This window comes from Lactonifactor longoviformis DSM 17459 (genome assembly GCF_900129135.1).
GTDB classification, from domain to species: Bacteria; Bacillota; Clostridia; order Lachnospirales; family Lachnospiraceae; genus Lactonifactor; species Lactonifactor longoviformis.
In genome coordinates, this window is record NZ_FQVI01000004.1 from 20,084 (window position 1) to 38,911 (window position 18,828).

At 46.7% G+C, this 18,828-nt stretch carries 21 protein-coding genes and 1 tRNA gene; 2 read left to right on the top strand and 20 right to left on the bottom strand.

Translation table 11 applies throughout. The features are described 5' to 3' along the window. Window positions 1-2 precede the first annotated feature (2 nt). Together BUA56_RS05800 and BUA56_RS05805 are read left to right on the top strand one after the other, a co-directional pair. Window positions 3-776 carry an ABC transporter ATP-binding protein gene (locus BUA56_RS05800; protein WP_072849835.1) on the top strand — a complete coding sequence of 258 codons (774 nt, stop codon included), beginning with the start codon at window positions 3-5 and terminating at the stop codon, window positions 774-776. Beyond that, window positions 770-2,794, top strand: a complete 2,025-nt coding sequence (locus tag BUA56_RS05805; RefSeq protein ID WP_072849838.1) for an FtsX-like permease family protein — start codon at window positions 770-772, stop codon at window positions 2,792-2,794. Before BUA56_RS05800 ends, BUA56_RS05805 begins: the two co-directional genes overlap by 7 nt. A gap of 100 nt (window positions 2,795-2,894) precedes the next feature. Here BUA56_RS05805 and BUA56_RS05810 read toward each other — a convergent pair. The 20 genes from BUA56_RS05810 to BUA56_RS05905 form a co-directional block, all read right to left on the bottom strand. Further along, window positions 2,895-2,967: transfer RNA gene (locus tag BUA56_RS05810), tRNA-Thr, on the bottom strand. Window positions 2,968-3,011: 44 nt separating this feature from the next. Beyond that, window positions 3,012-3,407 (bottom strand): hypothetical protein, encoded by a 396-nt coding sequence (locus tag BUA56_RS05815; protein WP_207650912.1) that lies wholly within the window; start codon window positions 3,405-3,407, stop codon window positions 3,012-3,014. Window positions 3,408-3,409: 2 nt separating this feature from the next. After that, on the bottom strand, window positions 3,410-3,940 hold the full coding sequence (gene bilS, locus BUA56_RS05820) for a flavodoxin family protein BilS (RefSeq protein WP_072849840.1): 531 nt from the start codon (window positions 3,938-3,940) through the stop codon (window positions 3,410-3,412). A 197-nt stretch (window positions 3,941-4,137) separates the two neighbouring features. Beyond that, window positions 4,138-5,784, bottom strand: coding sequence for a hypothetical protein (locus tag BUA56_RS05825; RefSeq protein ID WP_072849842.1), 1,647 nt, complete (start codon window positions 5,782-5,784; stop codon window positions 4,138-4,140). Between the two features lie 147 nt (window positions 5,785-5,931). Next, the gene (locus BUA56_RS05830; protein ID WP_072849844.1) at window positions 5,932-6,393 is read right to left on the bottom strand and encodes a cupin domain-containing protein; all 462 of its coding nucleotides are present in this window, start codon (window positions 6,391-6,393) and stop codon (window positions 5,932-5,934) included. 14 nt (window positions 6,394-6,407) lie between these two features. Continuing rightward, entirely contained in the window at window positions 6,408-7,487 is a 1,080-nt protein-coding gene (gene eutH / locus BUA56_RS05835) for an ethanolamine utilization protein EutH (protein ID WP_072849846.1), read from the bottom strand. A gap of 1 nt (window position 7,488) precedes the next feature. Continuing rightward, entirely contained in the window at window positions 7,489-7,785 is a 297-nt protein-coding gene (locus BUA56_RS05840; RefSeq protein WP_072849848.1) for a EutN/CcmL family microcompartment protein, read from the bottom strand. Between the two features lie 4 nt (window positions 7,786-7,789). Beyond that, a complete protein-coding gene (locus BUA56_RS05845; RefSeq protein ID WP_072849850.1) occupies window positions 7,790-8,449 on the bottom strand; it encodes a hypothetical protein in 660 nt (219 codons plus the stop codon). Continuing rightward, complete coding sequence (gene eutD / locus BUA56_RS05850; RefSeq protein ID WP_072849852.1) at window positions 8,446-9,117, bottom strand: ethanolamine utilization phosphate acetyltransferase EutD; 672 nt, start codon at window positions 9,115-9,117, stop codon at window positions 8,446-8,448. The genes BUA56_RS05845 and eutD overlap by 4 nt, the downstream gene beginning before the upstream one ends. Window positions 9,118-9,188: 71 nt before the next feature. Then, window positions 9,189-9,782, bottom strand: a complete 594-nt coding sequence (locus BUA56_RS05855; protein WP_072849854.1) for a hypothetical protein — start codon at window positions 9,780-9,782, stop codon at window positions 9,189-9,191. 3 nt (window positions 9,783-9,785) lie between these two features. Beyond that, a complete protein-coding gene (gene eutM, locus BUA56_RS05860; RefSeq protein ID WP_072849856.1) occupies window positions 9,786-10,100 on the bottom strand; it encodes an ethanolamine utilization microcompartment protein EutM in 315 nt (104 codons plus the stop codon). A gap of 107 nt (window positions 10,101-10,207) precedes the next feature. After that, window positions 10,208-11,683, bottom strand: coding sequence for an acetaldehyde dehydrogenase (acetylating) (locus BUA56_RS05865; RefSeq protein ID WP_072849858.1), 1,476 nt, complete (start codon window positions 11,681-11,683; stop codon window positions 10,208-10,210). A gap of 18 nt (window positions 11,684-11,701) precedes the next feature. Next, entirely contained in the window at window positions 11,702-12,358 is a 657-nt protein-coding gene (gene eutL, locus BUA56_RS05870; protein WP_072849860.1) for an ethanolamine utilization microcompartment protein EutL, read from the bottom strand. Window positions 12,359-12,376: 18 nt separating this feature from the next. Beyond that, window positions 12,377-13,294: an ethanolamine ammonia-lyase subunit EutC gene (eutC, locus tag BUA56_RS05875; RefSeq protein ID WP_072849862.1), complete on the bottom strand. Its 918-nt coding sequence runs from the start codon at window positions 13,292-13,294 to the stop codon at window positions 12,377-12,379. Window positions 13,295-13,308: 14 nt separating this feature from the next. Next, the gene (locus tag BUA56_RS05880; RefSeq protein WP_072849864.1) at window positions 13,309-14,673 is read right to left on the bottom strand and encodes an ethanolamine ammonia-lyase subunit EutB; all 1,365 of its coding nucleotides are present in this window, start codon (window positions 14,671-14,673) and stop codon (window positions 13,309-13,311) included. A 25-nt stretch (window positions 14,674-14,698) separates the two neighbouring features. Then, entirely contained in the window at window positions 14,699-16,132 is a 1,434-nt protein-coding gene (eutA, locus tag BUA56_RS05885) for an ethanolamine ammonia-lyase reactivating factor EutA (protein WP_072849866.1), read from the bottom strand. Continuing rightward, window positions 16,101-16,571 (bottom strand): EutP/PduV family microcompartment system protein, encoded by a 471-nt coding sequence (locus tag BUA56_RS05890; RefSeq protein ID WP_072849868.1) that lies wholly within the window; start codon window positions 16,569-16,571, stop codon window positions 16,101-16,103. Before BUA56_RS05890 ends, eutA begins: the two co-directional genes overlap by 32 nt. Before the next feature lie 2 nt (window positions 16,572-16,573). Beyond that, window positions 16,574-16,924 (bottom strand): BMC domain-containing protein, encoded by a 351-nt coding sequence (locus BUA56_RS05895; protein WP_072849869.1) that lies wholly within the window; start codon window positions 16,922-16,924, stop codon window positions 16,574-16,576. A 24-nt stretch (window positions 16,925-16,948) separates the two neighbouring features. Further along, on the bottom strand, window positions 16,949-18,079 hold the full coding sequence (locus tag BUA56_RS05900; RefSeq protein ID WP_072849871.1) for a 1-propanol dehydrogenase PduQ: 1,131 nt from the start codon (window positions 18,077-18,079) through the stop codon (window positions 16,949-16,951). Window positions 18,080-18,231: 152 nt separating this feature from the next. Continuing rightward, window positions 18,232-18,828: a GerMN domain-containing protein gene (locus tag BUA56_RS05905; protein WP_072849873.1), complete on the bottom strand. Its 597-nt coding sequence runs from the start codon at window positions 18,826-18,828 to the stop codon at window positions 18,232-18,234.

Consider the following 18,828-nt stretch of genomic DNA (forward strand, 5'->3'; position numbering starts at 1 on the left):
TAATGATAAATCGTTCAAAACCGCTGCTTTGTGTAGAACATATCGAAAAATATTACGGTAATCAGGGTTCCATCACAAAAGCCTTAAATCAAGTTAGCTTTTATGTGCAGCATGGGGAATTTGTGAGTATCATGGGGGCGTCTGGTTCCGGGAAAACCACCTTGTTAAATTGTATATCTACCATTGATACCGTAAGTGCCGGACACGTTTTATTAGACGGAAAGGATATTACAACCATAAGTGAAGATGATATATCCGCATTTCGTCGTGATAATCTTGGCTTTGTCTTTCAAGATTTTAACCTGTTAGATACACTGACATTGGAAGAAAATGTAGCTTTGCCTTTGACAATCGGAAAAGTGCCGCCGAAAGAAATTACGGAGCGGATTAACCATATTGCACAGCGGCTACAAATCAGCGACACACTGAAAAAATTTCCTTTTCAAGTATCGGGAGGTCAAAAACAGCTTTGTGCTTTTGCAAGGGCAATGATATGTAATCCCAAACTGGTTATGGCTGACGAGCCGACAGGTTCCCTTGATTCTAATTCTGCCCGTATTCTGTTACAGATGATGTCAGAACTTAACAAAGAAACAGGTGCTACAATCCTCATGGTAACACATGACGCATTTTGTGCCAGTTATGCAGACCGCATTTTATTCCTAAAGGACGGGAAGATTTTTAATGAGATATTGAAAGGCGAAAAGACGCGGGATATATTCTATCACGAAATCCTTGACGTTCTCTCCCTTTTGGGAGGTGACAATCCATGCTAAAGGAATTATCAATCCGCAGTGCAAAAAGGCAGTCAAAAGATTATTTGCTTTACTTCATCACTTTTGCCTGTACTGTTTCCTTTGTGTACGCTTTTAATTCACTGATTTTTTCGGATATTATGAAAGCGTTTCCCAGTATCGGCGTGCTGCCTTATATGATTATTGTTGCGTCATTGCTCATTGTCCTTATTATGGGGTGGATTGTTGGGTACATGACAAAGTATATATTGAAAAAACGGAGCCGGGAATTAAGTATCTATATAATTTCGGGAATCCCTAATCGTTCTATATGCAGGCTTATTTTTTATGAAAACGCTTTGATTGGCATTTTTGCGTTTGTTATTGGACTTCCTGCCGGCATACTGTTTTCCCAACTGTTAGAAGCGGTTCTTAGCTCTATGTTTGGTGTAATGTATGTCCTAAGGTGGAACTTTTCATATAATGCCACAGCATTAACCTGTCTCTATTTTGGGGCAATACTCTTTTACGCTATACAGAGAAACAAAAAATGGATAAGCAAGGTAACTCTTTACGATTTGTTGTATTATGAACGGCAAAACGAAAAAAAACTGCTGCATGACGGGGTATCTGCCATTACAGTATTTTTTGCATCAGTCTTGACCGGCTGCGTGGGAATTTTTCTGATGTGTACCGGGCCGTTGGGAAGCGGCTATGATGCGCTTATAGGCGTTGTTTGTCTGATACTGTTTTTATTCGGTTTTTTTCTAAGTGTACCCGCGTTCCTCATCATGCAATTTGGCAATCGTGAAAAATGGAAATATGAAAAAAACAGGTTGGTACTATTTCGGGGCTTTACAACAAAAATCCGTTCAACAAGCATTATCATGGGCGTTCTTTCTGTTTTGTTTATGCTTTCATTAACCTTTATGGGGGCGGGTACCGCTGTTTATATGATTGCAGACAAAAATATGGAACAGAGTGTATTTGATATCATGATTTTGCACAAGGCAGAATTACAGGATTTTTCGGCATATGAGAATGTTCTTGACCTTAACTTCCCTGTTCGATCAAGCTATGCTTACAGCATTTATACGGATAACAAAAATTGTTTTCTTGCAGCGCGAAACAATGTCATATCAAGCACCGGACATTCGGGCTATATGAGATACGCAGAATATCAGCATGATACTTATATGAAACAGAGTGACTATAAAAAACTGCGCGAAATACTGGGGCTTCAATCCGTAGAACTCAATCCGTCTTTATGTTATATCCATTGTGTTCCTGCTCTTAAAAAGCCCTTTGAAAGACTGCTTGAACAGGATAAAAGTCTGAATTGTGCCGGATATTTATTCGCAGAGGACAGCATATTTTGTGAACCATTCAGCCAGATGGACACATACGGAAATGGTCTTGACTTTTGTATCATTGTTCCAGAACAGGCGGTTAGTCAAATGACGACACTATATAGTCTGCTGTCTGTCATAACAGAAACGCCGTTTGATAACCGAGATTTGCAAAATATCGTTCAAATGTGTGATGGTCTTTCTATACTAAAACGTAATATAGGGAAAACTGTTTCTGACGGTATCGGCATGACAGCTCTGGTAGATAATGTTGATTATTTGTCCGGTAAGTGGGTAGACAAAGAAAGTTTGACACAGCTTTATGCTATGGCTATTTGCTTATTTTACCTTTCACTGGTCTTTGAAATCACTGGTGCAGCAATTTTGGCAACACAAATTCTTAGTGACAGGGAAAAGAAACGACGACAAGACTGTATTTTACAGCAGCTTGGAATGAATAGACGGGATATTAAGAAACTAAATAATCGCCAGTTGTCAATGATGTTTTTACTCCCTTTGTTGCCCGCTTTGATTATCAGCAGTTGCTTTGTATATGTTAGTGCGGCAAAAATGCAGTTGAGTGTGTTTCATCTCCCTGTATTTTCAAACAACTTGTGGATAATCGGCTCTTTCAGTATTGCGTTTGTCTTTTTCATATTGCTCTATGGTGTTTACTATATTGCTGCCCGGATCAGTTATAGGCGGCAATGACGAAATAAAAAGTTTAGCTCAAAATACGGGATATTCTACCGGGCGGTAACTTTTTACTCTTAAACATACAAAAACCCGCATACCTGCGGGTTTTCGTAAAAGCTGGAAAAGGGACTTGAACCCTCGACCCCTTCATTACGAGTGAAGTGCTCTACCGACTGAGCTATTCCAGCTTGTGTCAAACACAATTGATATTGTATCACATTTTGGAAAAATTTCAACTCTTTTTTTGAAATTCTGCATGACATTTTGGACAGGTTACGCAGATTTTCCCTTTTCCCCTCGGCACTCTTATTTTCTGCTGGCAGGATGGGCAGGTATAAATATGAAAATCCTTTCGCTGGGACATCATATATTTCTCTTTTTTAAACTTTCCGGTAACCTTTCCTTTCAATTCCAAATACTTCTGATTCTCACTGTATCTGGCACTGTAATTTCTGGAAAACATCCTGAAATAACACACTCCCAGTAAAAACAGCCCCGGCAGCAGCAGGATATTTTTTCTGACAAAGAGATCCAAAATTAAAAAAGCCATAACAACAATCAGAATAAACCGGTTCAGTTGATCCGTACCATATCTTCCTGACATAAAATTCCTCAATTTTTCTTTCATAATCAGCAGTTAGCTCCTTCCCCAGACAGCTTCTCAAATACTGAATTCACAAAGACAGCCGCCTTTTCCATGTCATCCCTGTCCGGATGAAGCATTGCCTCATCAAAATTTCGCAGCAGGGCCTCTACCTTAGCGTCATTTTCTCCATTCTTCATAGATTCATAACGCTCCCTTATCTGTATCGGCATCTTTCCCTGGCACATAAAAGCCCCCAGATACTCATTGTCATCTCCGATAAAAGCTTTCACATTCTCCTCAATACGCTGAAAGTACTTTTCATTTCCGCCAAATCCACAGGTTCCGAAAAGTGCGATTTTCTTATTATGAAGTTCCCCTAAATAATCCAGGATCTCAAAGCTTGCAGTCCCCTTATCAGTCCAATACCCTATAAAATATACGTCTCCCATATCATAATTCTTCTGTCCTTCCAGCCGCTGAATATCTTTATCCGGATCAGGGATAGCTGCATAGATAGCCTTTGCCAGCTTTTCTGTATTACCAGTTTTGCTTTTGTACAGTACCTGCACTTTCATAGAATCCTTCCTCTCCTGTTAATCCTTCTGATACATACCTGTATCATAGCACACAATGAGAGAAAGAGATATTTTTAAACTCTAAAAAATTGTTAATTGTCTATAAAATATAGTAAAATCCAGAAGGAACCGCTTCCTAGTGTCTATCAGTTCTCTGCCTAGTGACGCGGTTCCCCTTTTATTCTTATATATACGTCTTACTCTTCAGAAACAGGCGTCTCTTCCGGAGCATCGGCAGGTGTCAGTTCCATATATATCTCTGACTGAGAGTATTCCGGTGTCTCCGGACTTACTTTTAGAACACCAGTTGCCTCTATTCTGCTGCCATCCTCGTAATCCTCTCCTGTAAGCTGAATCTCTTTAATTTCCGCCATGACAGTATCGCCTGATCTAAAGCCTGCCATCTGATCCAGTACTAAAAATTGCGCTGTATACTGCTGTCCGGAATCCGACCAGGTAACCTCTTTTACAGTTCCGGCTAATGTAGATTCCTGTTCCAGTTCATACTCTGTATAACCCGGGATGCGCTTGCCATCCTTTCCCACATAGGTTTCTTCAATCCACTGGCTGACGGCCATAGAACCGTCTTCCGTAAGATAGTAATCTCCAACCCACCGGGATGTCTGAAGAGCCCCTGAAGCGTGCAGATAATACCAGGTATTATCTACCAGTATCCAGCCCGTAAGCATAACCCCGTTTTGATCCATATAATATCTGGTATTCCCCACATCTGTCCAGCCTACTGCCATAGCTCCGCTTCCCTGGAGATAATACCAGGTATTCCCCTGCTTCAGCCAGCCCGTCTGCATCGCTCCGCTTCCGTCTGTATAATACCAGGTCTCTCCGTCTTTTAGCCATCCGGTCTTCATGGCCCCGCTTCCCGGAACGAAGTAATACCAGCTTCCGCCTGCTTTGGCCCAGCCTTCTGCCATGGCTCCGCTTCCCTGGAGATAATACCAGGTATTCCCCTGTTTCAGCCAGCCCGTCTGCATCGCTCCGCTTCCGTCTGTATAATACCAGGTCTCTCCGTCTTTTAGCCATCCGGTCTTCATAGCCCCGCTTCCCGGAGTCAGATAGTACCAGGTTCCTCCCACTTTGGCCCAGCCTTCTGCCATGGCTCCGCTTCCCTGAAGGTAATACCAGGTATTCCCCTGCTTTAGCCAGCCCCTCTGCATCGCTCCGCTTCCGTTTGCATAATACCAGGTTGATCCGTCCATAAACCAACCGGTTTTCATATTGCCGCTTCCCGGAGTCAGATAATACCAGGTTCCTCCAACCTTTTCCCATCCCTCGGCCATAGCTCCGTTTCCTTTGAGATAATACCAGGAAGTGCCCTGTTTCAGCCAGCCCGTCTGCATGATGCCGTTGCTGTTGGAGAAGTACCAGGCAGATCCGTCTTTAAACCATCCGGTCTGGAGAACGCCTTTCGAATTCAGGTAATACCAGTTATTGCTTCGTCTCAGCCATCCTCTCTGACGGACTCCGGACGCATCGCAGTAATACCAGCCTCCAGTGGTCAGCACCCAGCCGGTTCTCATATATCCGTTCTTGTCAAATACATACCATTCGCCATTTATGAGCTCCCAGGAATTCACAGGCCAGGAACCGTCACTTTTCTTAAACCACCACCCCTTGGAATCCTTTACCCAGGTTCCTTTTGTCTCTGCTGCCCTGGTTTCGCTGAGAGCTGCGGGTACAGGCAGCTCTCCGCTTTCCTCACCGCTGCCGGCTTCCTTTTCCACAGCTTCCTTTGTAGTTTCTCCAAACACCTGAACAGGTACGGTACTCATAATCATAGCCGCTGTCAGGGACAGGGCCGCCAGTTTTATTCTTCTATTTTTCATTACTTATCTCCTCACTCCTATGTATCATCACAGAATTAACAGATTTATTATAACATTTTTTCTTAGAATATCCATGGATTTATAAAAAGATCACTAAAAATTCACACACTGTACCAGAACTGCCTGGTGTCCAGCGTGTGAATCCGATTAATTTCCGCCCATCCAGTCTGCCGGATAGGTTACATATAAGAATCTGGCCTTGTCAGCCACAGAAAACTGAATCCTGCTGCCTTTGGGGATCAGAATCATCTCTCCCGGCCCTGCCGTGACAGACGCATTTCCCTTATTAATTCTTAGACTGCCCTCTATCACATAATCAATCTCGTCATAATTCAGTGTCCAGTCAAAAGTAGTCTCTTTCATCTCCATGATTCCGCAGCCCAGCCGCCTGCTCTCCTCCAGAGAAAGCACATCATGGGTATATACCTGGTGGCCCGGGCTTCCTGTATCCAGTCTGTCCCCGGGTGTAACTTGTACTGAGGGCAGAGCCACTTTAATCACTCCGTCTGCGTATTCTTTACAGCTGTCTCCTGCCAGCGTCAGGCCCGACAGCTTTTCTGTCAGGATTCTCTGTACTATTTTTTCTATTTCTGATGCAGTAAATTCCATTTTATGCCCTCCTATTACTCAGCCATTCTTCTGGAGATGAATACCGCCAGAATAACAGCGGTGATTCCTCCTACCAGTTTACCTACAATCATAGGAAAAATCATGGCCTGATGAAATCCCGCGGTAAATCCCAGGTGATCCCCGAATACAAATGCGGCCGATACAGCAAAGGCCACATTAATAATTTTGCCTCTCTTGTCCATATCCTTCATCATGCCGAACATAGGGATACTGTTTGCCAGACTGGCAACCATACCCGCCGCAGCCACATCGTTCATACCGAGCACTTTCCCCAGCTTCATCAGAGGTGTCCGGAATACCTTTGTAATCACATAGACCAGCGGAAACGCCCCTGCCAGAACAATCGCAATATCCGCGACAACGGTAAATCCTTCGCTGATCGGATTCATTCCGGGAATGAGGGTAATGCCTGTCAGCTGTTCAACAATACCAGCACCCAGCCCAAGGGTAATTACTGCCACAACGAATTTACCGAAATACGTAAACCCCTTAACCATGGCATCCGGGAATTTCCAAAGACCCAGAGCAATGAGCAGGGCAAAGAGAATGATCGGGATTAAATTGCGGATTACCATCATTACAGAATACCCTGCAACCAGACCTCCTACAAAAGAACCAATGGGAATGGTGATAACACCTGCCAGCACTCCTGTTGCCAGATACTTTCTGTCAGATTCCTCTATAATACCCAGGGCCACCGGGATCGTAAACACGATAGTCGGGCCCAGCATGGCCCCCACAATGAGCCCTCCGAAATCACCGGCATTGGGATCTATGGCCAGAGCCTGCGCAAGGGGAGCTCCTCCCATATCATTGGCCAGAATCGAACCGGCAAACATAGCAGGATCCGCCCCCAGAAAACCAAAAAGCGGTACAATCACAGGCTTCAGCAAATTTGCTATCACCGGGGCCAGTGCTATGATTCCCACCATAGAGACGGCCAGGGCTCCGATGGCCATAATTCCCTCTTCAAACTTTTCTCCCAGCCCAAAGCGGTTGCCGATGATACGGTCAATTGCCCCAAGCGCCGCGAAAAACACCATAATATAGATAATAATCTCGTTAATGCTCATTTCATGTTCCTCCATCTTCCTTGCTGTCGGATTCCTGCAGCTCCAGGGAATCTATGATACCTATAATCGCTGCATCTACAGGAATTCTTGCATCTCCCACCGCCTGCCGGGCGGAGTTGCCTTTGCTCACCAGGACCAGATCGCCGATCCCTGCCCCCGTAATATCTGCAGCCACCAGCAGAGAATCTTTCTTCTGCTGCCGGTTTTTCATAATATTAACTACCAGCAGCTTCTGGCCGCTGATTCCTTCATCCTTTTTCGTGGCCCATACATTTCCTATGACTTTTCCAATTTCCAAAAGCTCACCTCTTTGCAGCTCTTCTCACATAAAGATTGTGATTCGCTATATAGTCTCTGGCTAAAGGTGTGAAAATTGCTTCTCTCCTCACTAGAATTGAGGCGGCTCCTCTGGCAGGCGCTTTCATAAGATCAGATTCCCGTATTAGATGAAGCCCCGTGAGATCCAGGCTTTCTCCCTCCGGCTGAAGCTTATGGGACAGGTCATCTGCCGCAATCTCCGAGATGCTTTCAACAACTGTAACCCCGTATTTAACCAGCTTGTCTTCGTACTCCTGATACTGGAGATAAAGATTTTTAAAAGCAGTATCCCTGTACCTGTGATATTCAATTCCTTCCCGCCAGACAAAGACCTTTTTCCCCCGGAGCAGTGCGGAAAGCACACATTTTGCCTGGGGAGAATAGGGAAAGCCCAGCGCAGTCTGGACCAGCAAAAGATCCGGAAGCTCCATCAGAAAAATCACATCGTACCTGGATCCCTCTACTGCTTCCTTAATAGAATCCCCGAAATAATGCAGCAGATACTGCGTTTCCAGATAGTTTTTTATCTCAGGTCCGGGAGTTCCCAGGATAAGTGCCTCCGGTCTGTTAAGGGATGCAGACTCTTTCAGCTTTTTTTCCACTTCTCTTACCACCTGCTCCACCAGTTCACGCTGCCCTGTCATCCGCCGTTCCTCTCTTTGCCTACGATACGGCAGAAGGTTCCCTTCTGAAAGCCGCAGGCATTCGCTTCATCATAGTCAATATGGACATCTGTTTGAAAATCCGGGCTGACACGGGCAATGGTGTCTTCAAATATAAGAGGTCTGCTGCCGAACACCTTTATTTTTAAAGCATCTCCATCTCTGACCCCAAACTTTTCGGCATCCTCAGGAGTAATATGCATATGGCGTTTCGCCACTATGACACCTTTGTCCTTAATCACCTGCCGGTCTTTATAGGAGAATACTGCTCCGGGTGTGCCTTCAATGTCACCGCTCAGCCTGACCGGTGCCTTTATTCCCAGAGCCAGACAATCCGTCATAGATACCTCAGCCTGAGTTTCCTTTCGTTCCGGCCCCAGGATTACCACATTGTGCAGAGTCCCCTTAGGTCCTCCAAGAGATACTCTCTCCTGGCAGACATATTGTCCGGGCTGGGATAAGTCGCGGACTCTTGTGAGCTGATATCCGGTTCCGAACAGGGCATCAATATCTGCCCTGCACAGGTGGACATGGCGTCCGGAAGCTTCTACCTCAACCATACAGCTTTCCTGTATCTCCTTCACCACCGCATCTACAATGCGGTCGGCTAATCTTTTTTTCTCCTCATCCCGGAGTACTGTACCGTACATTGTCCATCCCTCCATCCTTGGATCTGTCTTCATCCGATATTTTATCAATTTCAGTGTACTGCCAAATGATACTAGTATTTGCCGGCAAGATATTTAAACATCATAATCCAGAACAGGGAGGAAAGCCTGTTCAGTACCCGGATAATGTCGTCCCTGGTCACTTCCCCGGATTCTGTCTTAAATGCCTTGTATGCCGCAAGTTCTGTTTCCCTGGTCATAGTCCTCAGGCGGTTCAGACAGGCAACGATCTCACCGTGCTCACAAGTCGGCAGAAAATGTCTCATTCCATAATACCGGCTGGGGTGATGGGAATGCTCTCTCAGCTCATCCATGGTCAGTCCCTGGATTTTTTCTGTTTTCACAGCTTCCCCGCTGACTTCGCAGCGAAGCAGACCTCGGATTACCCGGATAATCTCCTCCAGGTCCTGTACCAGAAGATTCTTTTTTTCTTTTGCGGCAGCCAGCTGCACCAGTATAATCTCCGACTCCAGAGAATCGATGGCTCCCCGGAATATGATCCGGGGATGGTCCTTGTAGACCATTTCATCCCCTCTCAAGGTGGTCATATGCTCCGGCTTTTTTTTCCTGCCTGTATCCCCTCCCAGAATCTCTGAGAGGGTTTCCGATACAATTTGTTCCAGCTTTTCTGTCGTGATTTCCGCCATTTTTTATGCCTCAGAGCTATAGGATGTGCTGCTTTTCTCCAGCTGGTGAGGCAGTATCACATCCACCTCAGTGTGGGGTCTCGGTATCACGTGAACAGATACAAGCTCTCCCACACGCTCTGCAGCTGCTGCACCGGCGTCTGTTGCCGCTTTGACCGCTCCAACGTCACCTCTGACCATAACCGTTACCAGACCTGCGCCAATGCTTTCCTTGCCCACTAATGCCACGTTGGCGGCCTTAACCATAGCATCAGCGGCCTCAATTGCTCCTACCAGACCTTTTGTTTCTATCATGCCTAATGCGTTTGTATTTGCCATTTTACAATCCCTCCATCTCTTTCAATACAAGATTAGTATTCTACAATTTTCTATTTTCTATTTATAAATTACGATTTGGTTGCCGCCAGTCTTGGCATCTCCTGTTTTTATCCAATCTCTCTCATGATTCTCTCTACAATTGACTGGACAAAAGCAGCATCTGTTCCTAGAGTACATACTCCTGAGGGTTCCGGCACACTGCCCGCCTCTCTTCTGATCTCCTCCAGTTCTTTGGTCCCGAACCCGACTCTTTTGATATTTATCACATCCAGAGGACCGATGTTGTTGGAGGTTGAACTTCCTCCCACTGCTCCGCAGCCCAGAGTCAGTGCCGGGAACAGACCTGTTGTCGCCCCAATGCCGCCCAGAGCACCCGGTGTATTTACCAGAATTCTGGAGGCCGGCACTGCAAGGGCAAACCTCTTGATCAGGGACTCATCTTCTGCATGAATGGAAAAGGTATGGCCGGCGCCCTCCATGTGAAGAATTTCTATGGAACGGCGAAGAACATTCTCCGTATTTTCTTCTACATAAAAGCCCAGTATCGGTGCCAGTTTTTCTCTGGAGTAAGGCGCCCCTTCCCCCACCCTGGTTTCTCTGCCCACCAGCACTCTGGTCCCGGATGGAATATTGGAAAGCCCCGCATATTCAGCAATCTGGGCCACACTTTTTCCTACAATCATAGGGTTCATAGTTCCGTTAGCTCTCAATATAAACTGGCCCAGCTTTTTGGTGTCTCCCTCGTTCAGAAGAAAAGCTCCCTGCTTTTTCAGTTCTTCAGAAACTGGCTGCTCCATACATTTCTCTACAATAATGGACTGTTCAGAAGCACAGATAGTCCCGTTGTCAAATGTCTTGGAATCCAGAATCCTTTTTACCGCCATATGCACATCTGCGCTCTTATCAATAAAGGCAGGGCCGTTACCGGCGCCTACCCCGATGGCCGGGGTTCCTGAGGAATAAGCAGATTTTACCATAGCTCCCCCTCCGGTAGCCAGGATCAAGGCTGTGTTCTCATGCTTCATCAATTCCTGTGTCGCAGGCATGGTGGGGATGCTGACAGATGAAATGGCCCCCTTGGGACAGCCTGCCCGCATTGCAGCCTCGGCAATTACCTCAACGGTTCTGAGAATACATTTCTTTGCACCCGGGTGGGGAGAAAAGACAATGGCATTTCCTCCTTTTAAGGCAATCATTGCCTTATAAATCACTGTTGATGTGGGGTTTGTGGAGGGAACAATTCCCGCAATTACCCCTACCGGCACACCTATATCCCACACTTGACGCTCTCTGTCTTCATGCAGAATACCAATTGTCTTCTGATGCTTCACTGCCTCATAGACTGCCTGTGACGCAAAGAGATTTTTTATCACTTTATCCTGCCATCTGCCGAATCCAGTTTCCTCATTGGCCAGTTTGGCCAGTTCCGCAGCATGTGCAGTTCCTGCTTCGCTGATTGCCTTTACAATCCTGTCTATTTGATTCTGATCCATCTCTGCCAGCTTTTCAGAAGCCTCTTTCGCCTCTTTTAACAGGTTCCTGACTTCCTGAACGGACAGCAGATCTTTATCTTTTAAGTCCATAGATAATCTCCTTTTCTCTTATTCAAATTGACTGGGAGAGTCTGCCACCGCTTTTACCGCCTGGGCAAAAGCCGCGCAGGCTGATTTGCAGGCTGACTGGGTTCCCGTAAGCAGTCCGCCGCCAAAATTTGTCTCAGAAGGCGGTCCGTAAAAGGAAACCATCTTTACATCTGCAGCCTTTAGTGCTGCATCCAGTCCATAAATTGACTCAAGAGGAGGGGCTATCAGATATGCCAGGGCCTGCCCTTCCCGAATCCCTGTAGACTTGGAGAGATACGATCCTGTTCTGGAAACAGTATGGGCATAATAGACAATAGAATCATCCTCATTGGCGCTGACAAAACAGCTGCCGTTCTCAATAAAATTTCTGATTGATTCTAATCCGCTGCGCACCTCCGCAGGGCTGGGACCTCCGATTATGCCGATAACCTCCCCGGCTAATTTAGTAGATGCATTGGCAGATCCTGCATACATGGATTTTGCGTATACCACATCCACATCGGCATCCTTTGTAGCTTCATCCAGAGCCGTATATAGAACATCGTCGGTATCCGCAGTTACAATTCCCAGACTTTTATGCCTCTGCCCCAGGGAAAGTGCTCGTACCAGATCATCGCTCACATTGGAAATCACCCGGACACCAAGAATGTGAGCCCGTAATTCATCATTTCTCATGGCTTGCTTTCCTTTCTGTTATTTCAGATCTATACCGGAAGCCTTCTGCTCCAGCATTTTCATAATAATACCTGAGGCATGCGCCCCTGCTTCTACTGCCGTGGTACCGCCCTTGTGAATATTACTGATAACGGTTCTCTTGGCTTCTGCCAGTCCGTGACGGGGATTGTAGGCAATATACGCAGACATAGACTCTGCTGTAACAAGGCCCGGACGCTCACCGACCAGCATACAGATCACTTCTGCCCCTGTAATCTCGCCGATGTCGTCCATAGCCCCAACCCTGGCATATTTGATAAACAGGATAGGTCCCGTACTTATCCCTTTCGCTTTCAGCCCCTGGGATATAGCAGGAATCATCTCAGCGGCATTGGCCTCCACTGCAGAGGATGATAGGCCGTCTCCCACCACAATAATTACCTTGGGGTGATCTTTATAGGCAGCTTTTATAATCTCTTTTTCCTTATCCGCGAACCTTCTTCCCAAATCGGGGCGGGTCAGATATTCATCCTTATCTTTGCATTTTGTTTTTACGAATACAAATTGATTCTTTTTAATAAACTCTTCTGAAACATCAGAGAATACCGCGTCCTGAGCAGCCGCATGATCTGCCCGTACACGAAGCATCGTTGCTGTCTTGTATCTGGCTCCTGCTCTTCCGATTCCCAGTCTGGCGGGTGTCTTAGCCTTCATGGCCAGATATCCTTCCCTGTCCTTCGGATTTTTAACCAGAAGCTGTTTTCTTAAATCAATCTGGGTAATATCCGGCAGTATCTGTCCTCCATCGGTGCTTTCCGGCATTTTCTCAACTCTGTTATTTTGTCCGACGGATGCTGCATAACTGCTTTTACTGTCGGAGGAAGCCTGAATAGATTTCCCCTTCAGCATATCTTCTACCATTTGTTCTACTAAAGCTCTTACATCTGTATCCTGCATTCACCTTTCCTCCTTTAAAATAATGTGGAGGCATCCCCGGCACGTCCCGTCAGATGTCCTCTCTCATCCACATACCCCATACGAAGCAGCCATTCATGGAACGGCCTGATTGCTGTCAGACCGAAGATTTCCCGAAGAGAAGCTGTCTCCTGGAAGCCTGTTGTCTGATAATTCAGCATAACATCATCTCCGTGAGGGATTCCCATGAAATAGTTGCATCCTGCTGCTGTCAGCAATACTGACAGATCCTCGATGGTATTCTGATCGGCTTTCATATGATTGGTATAGCAGGCATCGCATCCCATGGAGATCCCGGTGAGTTTTCCCATAAAGTGGTCCTCAAGGCCCGCACGGTTTACCTGACGGCCGTCATACAGATATTCCGGCCCGATAAATCCCACTACTGTGTTTACCAAAAACGGCTGAAAATGCTTGGCAAATCCATAGCATCTGGCTTCCATGGTCACCTGATCCGCGCCGTGGTGGGCTTCTGATGAGAGCTCAGATCCCTGACCGGTTTCGAAATACATTACATTAGGGCCTGTGGCTGTACCCCTGCCGAGCGCCATCTGGCGTGCTTCTTCTATGGTTGCCGCATTGAAGCCAAAGGCTGTATTGCCCAGTTCAGATCCCGCAATGGACTGGAAGATCAGATCTGTGGGGGCGCCCATTTTAATGGCCTCCATCTGGGTAGTTACATGAGCCAGAACACAGGTCTGGGTAGGAATCTCGTACTTTCTCTTAATTTCCTCAAAGCGTTTCAGGATACGCGTCACACTTTCCGCCGAATCATCCACTGGATTCAGACCCAGCAGCGCATCCCCGGCCCCATAGGTCAGCCCTTCCAAAAGAGATGCCATAATGCCGTCGGGATCGTCTGTGGGGTGGTTTGGCTGCAGTCTGGAGGAGAGTGTCCCCGCTTCCCCGATGGTAGTATTGCAGTGGGCAGTGATGCGAATCTTTTTCGCTCCATAGATCAAATCCATATTAGACATGAGCTTTGCCACTGCAGCTACCATCTCAGATGTGAGACCCCTGGATATTCTTTTAATATCTTCTCCGGTATGGGCTTCATCCAGGATCCATTCCCTAAGCTCGGCCACTGTCATTCTCTTAATTTCATTGTAAATAGATTCGTTTACATCATCCTGTATGATTCTGGTAACTTCATCCGTCTCATAGGGAACTACAGGGTGATTCCGCAGATCCTCCAGCGTAATTTCAGACAGTACAATCTTAGCGGCCACTCTTTCTTCTGCTGTTTCTGCCGCAATCCCCGCAAGCTTATCCCCTGATTTCTCTTCATTTGCCTTCGCCAGCACTTCCTTCAGGGACGAAAATGCATATACATGCCCAAAAAGTTTTGTTTTTAAAATCATGGCTTTCCTCCATTTTCATTATTTTCTATGAATGAAATACCAGGGTTTTTACCACCACAGGGAGAACACTTCCCTGGGCAATAGGCCTCCCGATATCAATATAATCTCCTTCCTGGAGCCTTACACCGTCCAGGCAGACAACGTCCTTCCCGTACCCCAGGAGGGCATACATAGACTGACCCAGTACCTTCGCCATATCTCTCTCCACTATGACAATAACCGGCAGTCCCCGCTCCATCAGGGCTTTCATCCCTAAAAGCAGCTCGCCGGCATAGGTCTGTACTTCCGCGAAGGTAGGGTTTTCTGCCCCTGTAAGGGCTACAGCCACCGGCTGCAGGCTGTCCTCTACCTCAAACCATTCAATCTTCTTTCTCAGACTTTCGCCCAGATTTTCCTGCTCCTCCCTGGGGCTTATCTTCAGCACCGGAAGATTCTTTACCGGGAAGGTATCTTTTGTGTAAGTAATTGTACTTCCGCTGATTTCTGTCGTATGGCTTCCGGCGCCTACCACTGTAGCCCGAATCCTTTCCCTGCTCTCTATCACCTTCATCCTCCTGCACAGCTCTGACCGTGCAATGGCTTCCCCCAGAAGGATTCCGATGTCCCCATAGCAGAACTTGTCTTCAAACTTCCGGGATTGATAAACCGCCTCCGCCACACCCCCGGAAAAGCTGATACAGGGAATTGGTTCTTTGAACTCGATTCCTCTGTGAGTGACCAGAAGCTGATAGTACTTCCCCTGGGGCTTAAGTCCCACACTCGCCTCCAGAGCCGAAACCATAATAGCAATCACGGGCGCTACATTTGCCTCTGTAGCGGTATCACCCACTGCCAGGGGCAGATGCTCCATTTGGATAATCTCCTGCAGCTTAGGGGCAATATAGGTGATTCTGTGAGTATCAGCATCTGCCTTTATCAGACGCCCCCCAATATCCAGGCATCCGGTATCACAGGTATCTCCCCTCTGAAATACCGCAAGGTTGCTGGTGCCGCCCCCGATATCTATATTAACTACCGTGGTATGATGCTCCTTGGAATATTCATCTGCCCCTGCCCCTTTGCCTGAGATAACACTCTCCAGATCCGGGCCGGCAGTAGCTACCACAAAATCCCCTGCGAAATCCCCAAGGGCATTAACCACTTCTCTGGCATTCTCTTTTCTGGCTGTCTCACCGGTAATAATCACAGCCCCGGTATCGATCTGCTCTTTTCGGATACCCGCCTTTTTGTACTCAGCTTCCACAATATCTCTGATTTTTTCAAAATCAATGCGGTTCTGAGATTCCCCCAGAAGAGGAGTAAAATATATTTCACTTTTATATTTGATCTGTTTGTCTGCAATTACCATACGGGGTACGGTATAGCTGCTGGCCATATTTTCCACAATTAATTTAGAAAAAATCAATTGTGTAGTACTCGTTCCCAGATCAATTCCTACACTGAGCAGCTCTTCCTTCACTGGCTTTCCCCTCTCTCTCCAGATAATCAAATAATTCCGGGATTCCCACCCCTGCAGGCGTGTCTACCGCAAATATGGGCCAGGCGCCCCCTGCCTGCAGCTCTCCTCTGGCTTTTTGGATCTGTTCCTGAGTCGCTTCCCTGCACTTTGTAATAATCCCAATCACTTTTTTTCCGAATATGCTGGCAAAGCCAGGGGGAATTGCCTGATAGGAGGAGGTGGGATCCGCCACAAGGGCAATCATCCGCGCATCGATGGCCGACATAATCAATGCATTGTAAAAATGCCGGTTTTCCAGATATTCACCTGGTGTGTCAATGGCATCCCCATAGCGCTCTACTGCCTGTGTCTTTTTATATTTCAACTCCTGTTCGTGGAGCTTTTGGCACAGTGTCGTTTTCCCGCACCCTGTCTTTCCCATAAAAATTACCTTTTTCATAGCTAAGACCTCGTAACAGGAGCCGGCGCGAATCCCAAGTCCTGTTCCAGCGTCCTCAAAATATCCTTAATAGCTGCCTCTACAGAGCTGATATCTCCGGTAAATACCAAAGCCCCGCTGAATCTGTCAATGAATCCGAGAGTGATATCCGATGCCTTAGTTGCTATATCAGCTGCAATAATTGACCCCTCGCTGGGAGTGATTGTCAGAATGCCGATGGCATCCTGCCTTCCCGGCTCCAGCCCCAGTTTCACATAGATATCCCTGTCTGGTCCTGCAATCACATGTGCTAAAGTCACCTGTTTGCCCGGTACAAATTCCTGAATTATCCGCTGTTTTTCTTGCTGTTCCATTTCGTCACCGCCCTGTCTCTCTCATTACCAGGCCTGTCTGAGAATTTTTATTACATCTGCCCGGGTAACCTGCCTGGGATTTGTGGCCGTACACCCGTCTGCCAGCGCTCCCTGCGCAATTGTTTCTTCTTCCTTCTGATATTCAGCCTGTGCTATTTTACAGTCATGAAAGCCCTGGGGCATCTTCAGCGCTTTTTCCAGTTTTCTGATATGACTGATAAGATTCCTGACGCCCGTGCGTACATTCACGCCTCCGATTCCCAGCAGCTCAGCAAGCCTTGCATATTTTCTGGCCGCCAGGCTGTACTCCTTCTGCTGATAATCCTTCAGATCCGCATTGTATTCTACTATATGGGGAAGAAGGATCCCGTTCGCCCTGCCGTGAGGAACCTTGAATCTCCCCCCGATGTTATGGGCAATTCCATGGTTCACTCCCAGAGAGGTCTGGTCAAATGCCATTCCTGCCATACAGGAGGCATAGTGCATCTGTGCTCTGGCTTCCGTATCCTCACTGCTCTCAAAAGAACGCAGGAGATACTGAAAGACCGTAAGGACAGCTTTCTCTGCGAATGCATCTGTAAAAAAATTAGCTTTCAGGGACACATAAGCCTCCAGGGCATGAGTAAGTACATCAATGCCTGTGTCAGCCACAACCCCCGGGGGAACGCTTTTTACCAGATCACTGTCTAAAATTGCCACATCCGGCAAAAGCTCCGGTGCCACCAGAGGATACTTTCTTCCTTTTTCCCTGTCTGTAATCACAGCAAATGAAGTAACCTCAGATCCCGTTCCACTTGTAGTGGGAACGGCAATGAAGTCCATATCCGGCAGCTCCCCAATCTTTCTGGAGAACTGCATAATTGCTTTTGCCTCATCTATGGCTGAGCCGCCGCCCAATGCAATGAGCAGATCCGGGCGGAAGGCAATAACTTCATTGACTCCCTGCACTACCAGCTCCATAGGCGGATCCGGAACCACATTGCTGAAGATACTGACTTCCTTTCCTGACAGCCGTTCCGTAATCCTGTCTGCCATCTTTGACTCCACCATAAAAGGGTCTGTAACAATGAATATTTTCTGTGCTTTCAGGGTATCTAGATAAGAAAGAGGTGCCTGGCCGAAATGTACTGTTGTTTTCAATCCAAATTCCGTCATATCTCTGTCCTCACATTCTTCTTTTCCTTGCTTTAGTTTCTGTGAGTTTACGGAAATTTATGCAGAATCTGCAAGAAAAAAGAAGAAGGATCCGTGCTTAGGCACCAGATCCTTCTTCTTTTTTAACAATATTCTGTTTTATCCTGCTTTTGTTACTCATAGCGGCTTAAAAATCCGCTGTACTCACTGTGTCCGGTACTGAAGGCTTCTCCATCCACCAAAATCTCTATTGAGGATACCCCGTAGGTATCCAGAAATGTGTTAACCAGAGATCCCATGGTCATATCCTCCCCGGCCGTACCCATTGACTGTACATACTCTCCGAACCCTGAGGACAGATCCAATCGGAGGGCGGACTCTCCCTCATTGTCAACCTCTTCAAAATTCTGTACCACCACACTGTCCGGCAGGGTTCCGTCGCCTACCATCTGGCCGATAATCATACCGGGAGATACTTCCTCAAAATCCATTTCCTGCTTGTTATAACCATCTGCATTCTCGTTAGGTGAGTAGATAATGGCTTTTCCGTTTTCCGCAGGAATGGAAGATGTCTCTTTCTCTTCCTTAGGTGCCTCTTCTTTGTTCTCTTCCTTCTCTGTTTCCTGGTTATCTTTATTATCTTCCTGGGTAGCAGTACTCTCTGCTTCTTTTTCTGTAGTCTTCCCTTTGTCCTCTGTGCCGCAGCCAGCGATTCCCCCTGTACCCAGACAGAACGCCAAAAGAATTGCCGATAGTTTTTTCGCTTTCAT

Bases quoted from the DNA above. Each gene is read 5' to 3' on its own strand.
- BUA56_RS05845 (WP_072849850.1), bottom strand. From the start codon at position 8,449: ATGACAGGGCAGCGTGAACTGGTGGAGCAGGTGGTAAGAGAAGTGGAA.
- BUA56_RS05805 (WP_072849838.1), top strand. From the start codon at position 770: ATGCTAAAGGAATTATCAATCCGCAGTGCAAAAAGGCAGTCAAAAGAT.
- eutL (WP_072849860.1), bottom strand. From the start codon at position 12,358: ATGAGAAATGATGAATTACGGGCTCACATTCTTGGTGTCCGGGTGATT.
- BUA56_RS05900 (WP_072849871.1), bottom strand. From the start codon at position 18,079: ATGACGGAATTTGGATTGAAAACAACAGTACATTTCGGCCAGGCACCT.
- BUA56_RS05905 (WP_072849873.1), bottom strand. From the start codon at position 18,828: ATGAAAGCGAAAAAACTATCGGCAATTCTTTTGGCGTTCTGTCTGGGT.
- bilS (WP_072849840.1), bottom strand. From the start codon at position 3,940: ATGAAAGTGCAGGTACTGTACAAAAGCAAAACTGGTAATACAGAAAAG.
- BUA56_RS05800 (WP_072849835.1), top strand. From the start codon at position 3: ATGATAAATCGTTCAAAACCGCTGCTTTGTGTAGAACATATCGAAAAA.
- BUA56_RS05890 (WP_072849868.1), bottom strand. From the start codon at position 16,571: ATGAAAAAGGTAATTTTTATGGGAAAGACAGGGTGCGGGAAAACGACA.
- BUA56_RS05815 (WP_207650912.1), bottom strand. From the start codon at position 3,407: ATGAAAGAAAAATTGAGGAATTTTATGTCAGGAAGATATGGTACGGAT.
- BUA56_RS05825 (WP_072849842.1), bottom strand. From the start codon at position 5,784: ATGAAAAATAGAAGAATAAAACTGGCGGCCCTGTCCCTGACAGCGGCT.
- BUA56_RS05830 (WP_072849844.1), bottom strand. From the start codon at position 6,393: ATGGAATTTACTGCATCAGAAATAGAAAAAATAGTACAGAGAATCCTG.
- BUA56_RS05855 (WP_072849854.1), bottom strand. From the start codon at position 9,782: ATGGCGGAAATCACGACAGAAAAGCTGGAACAAATTGTATCGGAAACC.
- BUA56_RS05880 (WP_072849864.1), bottom strand. From the start codon at position 14,673: ATGATTTTAAAAACAAAACTTTTTGGGCATGTATATGCATTTTCGTCC.
- eutC (WP_072849862.1), bottom strand. From the start codon at position 13,294: ATGCAGGATACAGATGTAAGAGCTTTAGTAGAACAAATGGTAGAAGAT.
- BUA56_RS05865 (WP_072849858.1), bottom strand. From the start codon at position 11,683: ATGGACTTAAAAGATAAAGATCTGCTGTCCGTTCAGGAAGTCAGGAAC.
- BUA56_RS05895 (WP_072849869.1), bottom strand. From the start codon at position 16,924: ATGGAACAGCAAGAAAAACAGCGGATAATTCAGGAATTTGTACCGGGC.
- eutM (WP_072849856.1), bottom strand. From the start codon at position 10,100: ATGGCAAATACAAACGCATTAGGCATGATAGAAACAAAAGGTCTGGTA.
- eutD (WP_072849852.1), bottom strand. From the start codon at position 9,117: ATGTACGGTACAGTACTCCGGGATGAGGAGAAAAAAAGATTAGCCGAC.
- eutH (WP_072849846.1), bottom strand. From the start codon at position 7,487: ATGAGCATTAACGAGATTATTATCTATATTATGGTGTTTTTCGCGGCG.